Annotated in this window: 11 protein-coding genes; 1 reads left to right on the forward strand and 10 read right to left on the reverse strand. The window is 61.5% G+C overall.

What is annotated here, in order from left to right:
* Positions 1 to 49: 49 nt before the first annotated feature.
* The 10 genes from Tal182_RS32350 to Tal182_RS20105 form a co-directional block, all read right to left on the reverse strand.
* On the reverse strand, positions 50 to 208 hold the full coding sequence (locus Tal182_RS32350) for a hypothetical protein (protein ID WP_164517808.1): 159 nt from the start codon (positions 206 to 208) through the stop codon (positions 50 to 52).
* A complete protein-coding gene (locus Tal182_RS20065; protein WP_085860526.1) occupies positions 174 to 3,317 on the reverse strand; it encodes an efflux RND transporter permease subunit in 3,144 nt (1,047 codons plus the stop codon). Before Tal182_RS20065 ends, Tal182_RS32350 begins: the two co-directional genes overlap by 35 nt.
* 23 nt (positions 3,318 to 3,340) lie before the next feature.
* Complete coding sequence (locus Tal182_RS20070) at positions 3,341 to 4,480, reverse strand: efflux RND transporter periplasmic adaptor subunit (RefSeq protein ID WP_085860527.1); 1,140 nt, start codon at positions 4,478 to 4,480, stop codon at positions 3,341 to 3,343.
* Positions 4,481 to 4,529: 49 nt separating this feature from the next.
* Positions 4,530 to 5,138: a TetR family transcriptional regulator gene (locus tag Tal182_RS20075; RefSeq protein WP_085860528.1), complete on the reverse strand. Its 609-nt coding sequence runs from the start codon at positions 5,136 to 5,138 to the stop codon at positions 4,530 to 4,532.
* Positions 5,139 to 5,339: 201 nt separating this feature from the next.
* Positions 5,340 to 5,771, reverse strand: a complete 432-nt coding sequence (locus tag Tal182_RS20080; protein ID WP_011426902.1) for an OsmC family protein — start codon at positions 5,769 to 5,771, stop codon at positions 5,340 to 5,342.
* 148 nt (positions 5,772 to 5,919) lie between these two features.
* Positions 5,920 to 6,699: an SDR family oxidoreductase gene (locus tag Tal182_RS20085; protein WP_085860529.1), complete on the reverse strand. Its 780-nt coding sequence runs from the start codon at positions 6,697 to 6,699 to the stop codon at positions 5,920 to 5,922.
* Positions 6,700 to 7,590 carry an aldose 1-epimerase gene (locus Tal182_RS20090; protein WP_085860530.1) on the reverse strand — a complete coding sequence of 297 codons (891 nt, stop codon included), beginning with the start codon at positions 7,588 to 7,590 and terminating at the stop codon, positions 6,700 to 6,702.
* Complete coding sequence (gene araH / locus Tal182_RS20095; protein ID WP_064805126.1) at positions 7,587 to 8,537, reverse strand: L-arabinose ABC transporter permease AraH; 951 nt, start codon at positions 8,535 to 8,537, stop codon at positions 7,587 to 7,589. The genes Tal182_RS20090 and araH overlap by 4 nt, the downstream gene beginning before the upstream one ends.
* A gap of 17 nt (positions 8,538 to 8,554) precedes the next feature.
* Entirely contained in the window at positions 8,555 to 10,060 is a 1,506-nt protein-coding gene (gene araG, locus Tal182_RS20100; protein ID WP_085860531.1) for an L-arabinose ABC transporter ATP-binding protein AraG, read from the reverse strand.
* Positions 10,061 to 10,131: 71 nt separating this feature from the next.
* Positions 10,132 to 11,115, reverse strand: coding sequence for an arabinose ABC transporter substrate-binding protein (locus Tal182_RS20105; protein WP_085860532.1), 984 nt, complete (start codon positions 11,113 to 11,115; stop codon positions 10,132 to 10,134).
* Between the two features lie 207 nt (positions 11,116 to 11,322).
* On the opposite strand from Tal182_RS20105, the gene Tal182_RS20110 reads away from it, so the two are divergent.
* Positions 11,323 to 12,078, forward strand: a complete 756-nt coding sequence (locus Tal182_RS20110) for a FadR/GntR family transcriptional regulator (RefSeq protein ID WP_085860533.1) — start codon at positions 11,323 to 11,325, stop codon at positions 12,076 to 12,078.
* The last annotated feature ends 7 nt before the right edge of the window (positions 12,079 to 12,085 follow it).

The following is a 12,085-nucleotide window of genomic DNA, read 5'->3' on the forward strand; positions in this document are numbered from 1 at the left end:
CTCCGCTGTCAATGGACGGCCGAGATCACGTTAGCGCCCCGGCGTGCTTTCAAAAGCTTAGCTTTTTCCAGGCAGCAATGGAATCGGCGCGAGTCGAGGCGAAGCGGACAATGATGAGAATTCGCGAGATTGCGACTTGCAAGGAAAACGGCGCGGCTTTCGCCGCGCCGTCCTCACTCGGCTGCCAACGCCGGCGGATCTCTGTCATCCGCCTCTTCCTGGATGGCGTCGGCATCCCGGCCTGGCTCGTCCTTTGCCTTCGGCTCGCGGCCGAAGAAAAGGGCGTAACCGGCGGGCAGAACCAGAATGGTGAGCACTGTCGCAACCAGGATGCCGCCCATCATTGCGAAGGCGAGCGGACCCCAGAAGACGCCGCGCGAGATCGGGATCAGCGCCAGCACGGCGGTCAGCGCCGTCAGCATGATCGGCCGGAAACGCCGAACGGCCGCACCGACGATCGCTTCCTGCCGGTGCATGCCGGCCTTGATGTCCTGGTCGATCTGGTCGACCAGGATGATCGAATTGCGCATGATGATGCCGAGCAGCGCGATGACGCCGAGGATCGCCACGAAGCCGAAAGGCGCGCCGCTGATCAGCAGGGCGGCCGCCGCCCCGATGATGCCGAGCGGCCCGGTGGCGAGCACCAGCATCGCTTTGCCGAAATGCTGCAGCTGCACCATCAGCAGCACGATGATGACGGCGAGCATGATCGGCGCCTTGGCGGCGATCGACATCTGGCTTTCCGCCGCATCCTCGGCGCCGCCCTGGATCTCGACATTATAGCCGGCCGGCAGACTGTCGCGCAGGTCCTTCATGTCGGCATACATCTTCATCACGACGTCGTTCGGTTGCACGCCGTCGGGCAGCGTCGCGCGCACGGTGATCGTCGGCAGCCGGTCGCGCCGCCATTCGATGCCCTGCTCCATCACTGGCACGACCTTGGCGACCTGCGAGACCGGCACGAAGCCGCCGAAATCCGTCGGGACATAGACGGAATTCACCGCCGACAGCAGCGAGCGGCTGGCGTCCGGCTCGCGGACGACGATCGAGACCGTCTCCTCGCCGTCACGGAAATCGTCGAGCGGCGCCCCGGACATGGCGGTTTGCAGCATCTGACGCACGCGCTGCGAGGTCACACCAAGCGCCCGGGCGCGATCCTGGTCGATCACCAGTTTCATCGCCGGCACCGGCTCCAGCCAGTCGTCGTGGATGGCTCCGAGCATCGGGTTGGCCGTAAACCGCGCCTTCACCTGATCGGCGATCGCTCGCACCTCCTGGCGGTCAGGTCCCATGATGCGCATCTGCACCGGCCAGCCAGTGGGCGGACCAAGGAACAGGCGGTCGACCTTGCCGCGGATCGATGGGAAGTCTTCGGCAAGAATGGTGCGCAGCTTGACGATCAAGCGTTCGCGCGCCGGTTCGTCCTTGGCCATGACGAGCAGCTGGGCGAAATTCGGATTGCGCAGCTGCTGATCGAGCGGCAGGAAGAAGCGCGGTGCGCCTTCGCCGATATAGGTGGCGATGAACCGCTTGTCGGGATCATCCATCATCTTCGCTTCGAGCGCCTTTGCCTGCACCTCGACTTCTTTAATGCTGGTGCCCTCGGGCAGCCACAGATCGACGAGAATCTCAGGCCGCGACGACTGCGGGAAGAAATTCTGCGGAATGAACTGGAAGGCCCAGAGGCTGGTAACGAAGGTCCCGAGCGTCAACAGCAGGACGATGACCCGATGGCGAACCGCCCAGCCGACCGTACCGCGCAGCCGGCGGTAAAAGCGGGTGTCGAAAGCATCGTGATGCTCGCCGGCATGATGGCGCTGCTTGAGGATCATGTAGCCGAGCCACGGCGTGAAATAGACCGCGACGAACCACGAGGTAACAAGCGCGATGCCGACGACGTAGAACAGCGAGCGCACATATTCGCCCGCGGTCGATGCGGCGAAACCGACGGGAATGAAACCGGCCGTGGTGATGAGAGTGCCAGTCAGCATCGGGAAGGCGGTCGAGGAATAGGCAAAACTTGCCGCCTCGATCTTGACCAGCCCCTCCTCCAGCTTTCGCTCCATCATTTCGACGACGATCATCGCGTCGTCGACCAGCAGGCCGAGCGCAATGATCAGCGCTCCGAGCGAGATGCGCTGCAGGTCGATGCCGAGTTCGTACATCAGCGCGAAAGTGGCGGCGAGCACGAGCGGAATGGCGATGGCAATGACGAGGCCAGAGCGCCAGCCGATCGACAGGAACGAGACAACAAGCACGATGACAAGAGCTTCGCCGAGCGCATGCATGAATTCGCTGATCGCGTCCGTCACCACGTCGGGCTGGTTGGCGATCTGGTCGACCGCAACACCGTAAGGCAGTGCTTCTTCGAAGCGCTGATAGGTTGCCTCGACGCCCTTGCCGACGTCGGTGACGTTGAAGCCTTTGGCCATGACGACGCCGACCTGAACGCTGTCATGGCCGTTGAAACGGTACTTGCGCTGGTAGGGATCCTCGAGCCCGGAACTGACGGTCGCGATATCGCCAAGGCGGGTCACCTGGCCGCCGGCGCGAAGGCTGAGATCGCGGATATCGGCCACCTTCTTCATGTCGCCTTCGACCGAAATGCGGACCGAGCGCAGACCGGTATCGACCGAGCCTGCCGGATCGACATTGTTCTGGCCCTTGATGGCGTTCTGCAGGTCGAGGATCGTCAGGCCGCGCTCGGCAAGCGCCTTGGACGAGACGTCGATATAGATTTTTTCCGGCTGATCGCCGATGATGACGGCCTTCTCGACGCCCGGCGTCGTCAGCAGCATGTCGCGCGCCTGGATCGCGAATTTCTTCAGTTCCGGATAGGAATAACCCTCACCGCTGATCGAATGCAGCGTGATGAAAGTATCGCCGAATTCGTCGTTGAAATAGGGACCGAGCAGGCCCTGCGGCAGTTCGCTGGAGATGTCACCGACCTTCTTGCGTACCTGGTAGAAGGCATCCGCCACGTCCTTCGAATTCGTGTCGCCCTTGACCTGCAGGGTGATGATCGCACTGCCCGCCCGCGTATAGGACTTGACCCAGTCGATATGCGGCGTCTCCTGCAGCTTGCGTTCGATCTTGTTGACGACCTGATCTTCCATTTCCTGGATGGAAGCGCCTGGCCAGATCGCCTGGACGACCATGACGCGGAAGGTGAATTCGGGATCTTCGCGCTGGCCCATGCGCATCAGGCCGAGCACACCGGTGATGATGATCAGTCCGAAGAGGAAGCGCGCGATGCTCGGATGTCCGATCGCCCAGCGCGATAGATTGAAGGGCCGCTTCTCGGTGTTTGCGTCCATGGTCTTGTTTCCTTTCGACGCGGTCAGCGCACGGTCTGATCCGTATCAACCAGGGCCGATTGCTGATCCGGCACCTTCACCTTCAGGTTCTCGCTCATGAATTGGGTGCCGGCGGCAACGACGAGATCGCCGCTATCGAGGCCTTCGGTCACATGCACGCCGTCGCCGGTGAAATCGGCGACCTTGATATCGCGGCCATGTACCATCGTCGTGTCGCGGTCGACCGTCCAGACCATTTGCCTGCCGTCCTTCTCCGCCAGCGCGGTGAGCGGGATCGAGACATAGCCGTTATCGTTGTTGACATCGGCTTCGATCGTCGCGGTCATGCCGAGCAACACGCGAGGATCGTTCGGCAGGCTCACGCGAACTGCAAAGGTGCGCGACTGCTGGTCGGCGCTGCCGGAAACCTCCCGCACCTTGCCGTCGAGCACCAGCCTGTCGTCCGCCCAGAAACTGGCCTTGACGGTTTTGCCGGGCTTGAATTCGGCAATGTCGTTTTCCGGAACCGCGATCTGCACTACCTTCTCGCCGTCGACGGCAACGGTGACGACGGGGCTGCCGGAGCCGACGACCTGGCCGATATCGGCATTGATCGATGTCACGATGCCGTTCTGCCCGGCCTTGAGCTCGGTATAGCTCACCTGGTTCTTCGCCTGGTCCAGCGCCGAGAGCGCTGCGTCGCGCTGCGAGATCGCCTGGTCATGGCTGAGCGCGGCCTGTTCGAGCTGCGACTTCGGGGCGACGCTCTTGTCGAACAGCTGCTCGGCGCGCTTGTTGGCGAGATCGGCGGTTTCGACGCCCCTTTCCGCGGCTGCGAGATTGGCCTCCGCCGTCTTGACCGCGAGCTGATAGTCGGTGGCGTCGACGCGGGCGAGAACGTCGCCGGGCGTCACCCGATCACCAATATCGACGAGACGCTCGGTGATCTTGCCCGCCACCCGAAAGCCGAGGTTCATCTCCGTGCGCGCCTTGACCGACCCTGAATAATCGAGCTTGCGAGTATCATCGGCCTTGGCGATCTCGACGACCTTCACCGGCCGGATGACTTCCTTGACCTCAGCTTTTTCCTCCGAGCAGGCGGAAAGGCCGATGCCGATGGCGCCGACGAGCGCGAGGCTGGCAACGGACGGCATGCGATTGCTGAGGGTCTTGAGCGAAAACATCTTCCGCACTCCTGGAATGTTTCGGGGGATCGACGACGGCTGCCGTCGGTTATTTCTTGAGCGCCCTGATGACGTAGTCGATCAGTTCGTCGACGCTTGCGCGGTTGGTTTTGGCAAGACATTGCGCCACCATCTGCGGATGACAGAGATTGATCGTCGCCGCGCCGAAACAGCGCGAAGCGACGACCGGGTCCTGCTCGGCGAATTCGCCGGCTGCGATGCCTTCGGCGATGATTTCGGCGATGAGATCATGGACGCGATCGATATGTTTTTCGATGACATGCCAGTCGCGCTCGATCGCGACCACGATCATCTCGTGCACCTTCATCTCGTCGAGCATCGTATCCATCGTCCATTGATACTGGGTCTCGACATAGAGGCGCAGCCGCTCGCTGGCGCTGAGCGGCTGGTGGCGGATGTCATAAGCAAGCTGATAGCAGGTCGCGAGCATGCGCCCACAAAGCGCCTGATGGATCTCCACCTTGGAGGCGAAGAAACGATAGATATTGGCGGGAGACATGCCGAGATCGCGGGCGATGTCGGCCACCGTCGTCTTGCTGTAGCCGTAGTGACGGAACAGCCGCTCGGCCGCGTCGAGAATGCGCGTGACATTCTCCTGCCGCGTGACGTCGAGCGTATTTTCCGCGATGTCGTTCATGAGTTTTGGTGCCTCGGGTTACGACTGACGATTTTCGAATTTCGTCATTCATAAAATATCAGGCGTCATTTGTCAATGCCGCCTGCGTTGCACGAGCGGCTGAGCCTGATGAATTCGAAACGATGTGACGATGAGCGTCGGCCACAATTGAAAGTGCCGCGACGTCAGACGCGCGGCACTTCGTCGGCGACAGCAGAAAAATCAGGCGAGCTTGACGTCGAGCGTGATCGGAACGGCGGCGAGCGCCTTGGAAATCGGGCAGCCGGCCTTCGCCTTGTTGGCGAGCTCGGTGAAGGTCGCCTCATCGGCACCGGGGATGCGGCCGGAAAGTGAGAGATGGATGGCAGTGACGGCGAAGCCACCCTCGACGCTTTCGAGCGTCACCTTGGCCGAGGTTTCCATATGCTCGGCGGTGAAACCGGCTTCGCCGAGGATGAGCGACAGCGCCATGGTGAAGCAGCCGGCATGGGCAGCACCGATCAGCTCTTCCGGATTGGTGCCGGGAATACCTTCGAAGCGGCTGGCAAAGCCGTAGGGATAGTCTGTCAGGGCGCCGCTCTGAGTCGAGATCAGGCCCTTGCCGTCCTTGAGGCCGCCGCTCCAATGAGCCGAAGCCGTGCGATTGATCTGCATGCCGTCCTCCTGTTTCGATGGTTTTGAGGAAGCGGCAGGGCGCCGCTCCATGCCTGAGGGAGATTGGATAGGCTCCCCGCGAGACAATATAACGCTCTATCCTGAGAAGACGACAGGCTCGTAAAAATCGGCGGAATAGAAAGCTCTTTCAGGCGGGATGCTGCTGCACGCTGAGACCGCCGTCGATCGTCAGGCAGGTGGCGTTCATGAACGGGCATTCGTCGGAGATCATGAACACCGCCGCCATGGCGATCTCTTCCGGCGTTGCGATCCGCCCGCCGGGATGCAGCTTCATCGTCTCGGCCTTGGCGGCCTCCGGATCGGGGAAGCTGTTCCAATAGTCGATCACCTTCTGCGTCGAGACATAGCCCGGCGCCAGAGCGTTGACCCGGATATTGCGGGGCGCGTACTCCAGCCCCAGGGATTTCGTCATGCCGAGCAGCGCATGTTTGGCCAGCGGATAGGGAAAGGTGTGCGGAATGATCGTGAAGGCGTGCGTGGAGGCAATGTTGAGGATGACGCCGCCGCCGCGTTCGATAAACCCGGGTAGCACCGCCTTGCAGCAATTCCATGCTCCCTTCAGATTGATATCGAAGCAGCGGTTCCACTCCTCGTCGGTCGTATGGAGCGGTTCGGCAAAGACATTGACCCCGGCATTGTTGACGAGCGCATTCAATGGGCCGATCTCGTCGTTCGCATGAGCAACCGCCCTGGTGATCGTCCCGGCATCGGTTATGTCGGCCGGCAGATAACCAACCTGGCCGCCGGTGCTTGCGAGTTCTGCCGCTGCCTGCGCCAGCAGCGCTCCATCGCGATCGACGAGATAGACCGCAGCATTCTCCCTGAGGAATGCCCTGGCGATCGCAAGGCCGATACCCTGCGCAGCGCCGGTGATCAGAATATTTTTGCCCTGCAGGCGATCGCTCATCTATCTCCCCTCCGATGGAAGCGGCAGCGCCGACAGATCGATCGTCATCTTGCCGGCAAAGGCTTCAACCGGCGCAAGCGGCGTCAGCCCGCCGAATTCGGGCAGGTGATGGCCGTTTGGAAGGTGGCTCATCGGCTCGAGACAGAAGAAGTCGTTCCGGTCGGTCGGCATATAGAGCATGAAGCGGTCAAGCGCACCCTCGGCTTTCAGCGCCGCCTGAATTCCTAGCTCCGGCCAGGCGATTGTCGCCCGCCTGTTCCAGCCCTCGAAGGCATTGTTCATCCATTTCTGCGGCAACAGTTTGCCGGACCTGAAATCGAAATCGTCAGGCACAGGGCCGGGCACATCGGGAAGATGGTCGGGCCGCTCGTTCCAGTAGCGGTCGGCCGCAATCGTCAGCTTCGTCTCCGGCGTCCGAACAAAGAAAGGATGTTGACCCAATCCGAAGGGAAGCGTGGTTTCGCCCCGGTTTTCCACGGAAAGCGTCAGCACCAGGCTATCGCCGGCGACACGGATCTGCTGCCGGGTCAGATAGGCATAAGGTGAAACCTTGTCGGCGATGCGGGAAAAGGAGAACTTCGCATGCTCCACGCTGGCCTCGTCCAGCTGCCAGAAGCCGAGCCAGCCGTCGCCGTGCCGATAGAGCGGATCGGAAGTATTCGGCTGGAAGGTATAGGCACGTCCGGCAAAGGACATGGCATTGCCTTCCACACGATTGCCGAACGGCACCATCGCAAAATTCGCCATAACACCATCCGGCCCGCCGGCCGCGACGAGAAAGGGCGTCTCCCGATAGGTCGCGGCGGTGACGGCAGCACCCCGGCGGCTGACCCGAACGGCGAGGTCGCCGTGCCTCAGTTCGATTTCGTCCCCTGCCCGCTCATGGCTCATCCGCGTCGCCCCGCAGCCGAAGATCTCAAATTGTCGAGCAACACGGCGATCAGCAGGATCAGCCCGCGCACGACATACTGATAGAATGCCTGAATATTCAGCAGGTTCATAACGTTTTCGGCAATGCCCATAATCAGCACCCCGACGATGACACCGCTCATTGCCGCCCGGCCGCCGGCCAGCGAAACGCCGCCGAGGACGCAGGCCGAAATCACCGAGAGTTCGAGCCCCGTCGCCGCATTCGGCTGGCCGGAAGTGATGCGCGAGGCAAGCAGGATGCCGGCAATGCCGCAGACGAGACCCTGCAGCGCAAAGATCCAGATCCGCATGGTGACGACGTTGACGCCGGCAAGCCGCGAAGCTTCGGGATTGCCGCCGATCGCCAGCGTGTTCTTGCCGAAAACGGTGCGGTTGAGCACGAAGCCGAAGAAGAAGAAAAGGATGAGCATGATCCAGATCGGCGTCGGCACGGTGAGGAATCGCGACAACGCAAGCTGGTAGAAAGCCGGATCGTTGATGCCGACCGCGCGGCCGTCCGAAGCGATCAGCGCCAGGCCGCGCACGATCTGCATGGTCGCAAGCGTCGTGATCAGCGCATTGATGCGGAACCGGGCGATGACGATGCCATTGACGAAACCGACGACGGCGCCGCAGAGCAGGGCGGCCAGCAGACCGACGGGAATGGAGCCTGTCGCGTTCGAGACCATCACCGCGGCCATGCCGGAGAAAGCGACGATCGATCCGACCGAAAGATCGAAATCGCGGGACGCCAGGCAGAACATCATTGTGCAGGCGACGATGCCGATCGTGACGACCGATTGCAGCAGCCCCAGCATGTTCCGCTCGGTCAGGAAATTCGGAACGAAGAGGGAGACGATCACGAAGGCGGCGGCGAAAATCACCACCAGCCCCTGTTCGCCCAGAAGGATTTTTTTCAACGAAGTCATCGCCCATGTTCCCAGTCTTAAATGATGCCCGCGGCCTTCTTGTCAGGGAGTGCCGCCGTCAGGATGCTGCGCTCGTCGAAATCCGGGCGGGCGACATTGGCTGCCACCCTGCCCTGACACATCACCATGATGCGATCGGAGATGCCCATGACCTCGGGCAGCTCGCTTGAGATCACCACGATCGCCATGCCGCCGGCCGCCAGCTCATAAAGGATTTCATAGATTTCCGACTTCGCCCCGACGTCGATGCCGCGCGTAGGCTCGTCGATCACGAGAACCTTGATGCCCTGCTCGGAGAGCCAGCGGCCAAGGATGACTTTCTGCTGGTTGCCGCCGGAGAGATTGATGATGTCCTGCTTGCGCGACGGCGTGCGCACCCGCAGCCGGGCAATGAACTGATCGGCCAGCGCCGCCTCCTTCTTCGGGTTCAATATGCCGAAGGGCGAAAAATGCCGGCGCGACGAGATCGCGATATTCTCTTCGATCGATCGGCCCTGGACGATGCCGTCGAACTTGCGGTCCTCCGGGCAGAGCACCATGCCGGCGCTGATAGCCGCTTTCGGATTGCTCGGCGAAACCGCAATGCCGTCGATCGTAACCTCGCCCTGATGTCTGTTGTCGGCGCCGTAAAGCAGTCGCGCCATCTCGCTGCGGCCGGCGCCGATCAGGCCGAAGAAGCCGAGAATCTCGCCTTGGCGGACGGAAAAACTGATTGGCATACGCAGCCGCGGCCCCGACAGGCCCTTGACCTCGAGCCTGACGCCGCCGAGCGGGCGCTCACGCCATCCCCAGACATTGCTGATCTCGCGCCCGACCATTTCGGCAATGATCTGCTCGCGCGTCGTTTCGCCGATCCGAGGATGATGGGCGGCAAGCCTGCCGTCGCGCAGCACGGTCAGGCTGTCGCAAAGCCGAAAAATCTCGTCGAGGCGGTGCGAGACGTAGAGAATGACCGTTCCCTTCGCCTTCAGCCTATCAATGAGCGAAAACAGAATTTCGCTTTCGCGCGAGGAAAGCGAGGAGGTCGGCTCGTCGAGCGCGATCACCCGCGCCTCGAGCATCACCGCCTTGGCGATCTCGACCATCTGCCGCGCCCCTATCGAAAGCGAGGCGACCTTGGCCGACGGATCGACATCGATGCCGATCTCTTCGAGTTTCGATCGCACCGTCTCGATCAGTGTTTTGGCATTAATCACTCCGCCCTTCCCGGGGAAGCGGCCAAGCCAGAGGTTTTCGGCCACCGTCAGCTCCGGAACGAGCTGCAGTTCCTGATGAATGACGATGACGCCGGCATGGAAGGCGTCGCGCACCGAGGCATAATTCTGTTCTTCGCCATCGATGAGAATGTTGCCGGCATCGGCGGCCTGATCGCCTGACAATACGCGGATCAGCGTCGATTTGCCCGCGCCGTTCTCACCCATCAGGCCATGGACGGCGCCCTTCTCGACCGCGAAGGAGACGTCCGACAGCGCCTGCACGCCGGGATAACCCTTGGAGATATGTTTGAATTCGAGAAACGCCATCGCCGCTCCGCCGACAAGGATCCAGCGGCACGCGGAGCGGCCGCCGGAGGTTGATCATTTTGGAAGCATGATCACTCGATGCCAAGATCCTTGCGGACCTTCTCGTAATCGCCGCGCAGCGCCAGCGAACCGGAGGTCAGCGTCAGCTTTTCAGGCTCCTTGTCGTTGGCGATCCAGTCGTACATGTTGAGCGCCGTTTCATAACCGTGACGCTTCGGCGAGATGATGACGGTGCCGAAGAAGCCCGTCGCGACCGGCTTCTTGAACTCATTGATCGCCGATTCCGCGCCGCCGATGCCGACGCCGATCACGTTGGTAGCCGGAATACCGACCGATTCCGAGGCGCGGACGGCGCCGAGAACGGCTTCGTCGTTGAGGCCGAAAGCCACCCAGTATTTCACGTCGGCATGCTTGTTGAGGACGGTGGTCGCCGCGTTGAGTGCTGCCTCGGTATCCGTCTTCGCCTGCGGCGCATCATAGATGTTCTCGGCCGGGAACCCGGCAGACTTCAGGACCGAGATCGCACCTTCGACGCGATCGACAGCGGTCGGCAGCTGATCGTAGGAAACCCGGATCGCGCCGACGTTCTTCATGTCCCAGCCGCGCTTCTTGATTTCGTCGACGATCGCCTGTCCGACGGTCTCGCCGATCTTGGTGGCCGAAATGCCCATGTGCGGCACGTCTTCCAGCGGCTTGCCGTCGGCACTGACGAGGCGATCGTCGACCGTCATCAGCTTCAACTGGTTGGCTTCGGCCTTGGCGACGATGCCGGGACCGAGTTTGACGTCGGGCGTGCAGATGATGAAACCCTGCGCGCCCTGCGCGCCGAGATTGTCGATCGCCGACTGGACCTTCTCGCCATCTTCAGCGCCGATCTTGACGACGGTGAAGCCTTTTTCCTTGGCGGCCTGGTCGGCGAATTTCCATTCGTCCTGGAACCAGGGCTCTTCCGGCTGCTTGACGATGAAACCGATCTTGACGTCTGCGGAAAATGCCGAGCCGGCTGTCAGAATGGCGAAAGTGCCAGCCAGAATAGCTGCTTTGAACAAGCGCATGTCTCTCTCCCTAAACTCTAAAATCGAGCAACTGCCTCCCAGGCAGCGCCCAATGAATTATGTTAAATCATCATACCAGTCAATTGCCAATGTATGATGATTGGAATAATAGGATAGGAACGGGAGTCGGATGGAGCGTCGCAAACTGCATCGAATTCGGATAATCAGGTTCGGTTGCAGCCCGGGAGAGAGCGTGGAGAGGTGAAGTTGGAATCGACTGAGGAACATGGCCGAACGGAAAGCTCCCGCAGCGAACGCCGACCGCGGGTACGCCGCAACGTGACGGCAGCGATCGCTCAGCACATCTGCGCGGACCGCTATCCCTCGGGCTCACCGTTGCCCCGCGAGAACGACCTTTGCGAACTCTACGGCGTCAGCCGCACGGTGATCCGCGAATCATTGAAAGTCTTGGAATCAAAGGGGCTCGTACGCGGCAAGCCGCGGGTCGGGACGACCGTTTGCGACCGGGATGAATGGAACATCCTGGACGCCGAGGTGCTCGACTGGATGGGGCCTTACATCAAAGACTTCGACCTTTTGGGATGCATTCTCGAAGCCCGGCGCACCATAGAACCGGCAGCCGCCGAATATGCCGCCGAACGTGCCGGCGCCCAGGAGATCGCCGATCTCGATAAGGCCTGGCGGCAGATGCGCGACAGCGCAGGCGATCCGGAAAGCTTCACCGACGCCGACGTGATGTTTCATACGGTGCTGCTGACCGCCAGCCACAACCAGGTGTTCCGGCGTTTGTCCAGCGCCATCCATGCTGCCCTGAAATATGCGCTGCATGCCTCCAACATCGCCGTCGAAAACCGGGAGGATGCGGTGCTCGTTCACGGCGAGCTGGTCGAGGCATTGCGGATGCGAGACAAGGCCGGCGCCCGCGAATGCGCCAATCGCATGCTCGACCTTGCGGTCCGTGACCTTGCCGCCGCAGAGAAGGCGATCGGCAGGACGAAATGATCAATCA

Source organism: Rhizobium sp. TAL182 (genome assembly GCF_002117725.1).
In the GTDB taxonomy this organism is placed as follows: Bacteria; Pseudomonadota; Alphaproteobacteria; order Rhizobiales; family Rhizobiaceae; genus Rhizobium; species Rhizobium esperanzae.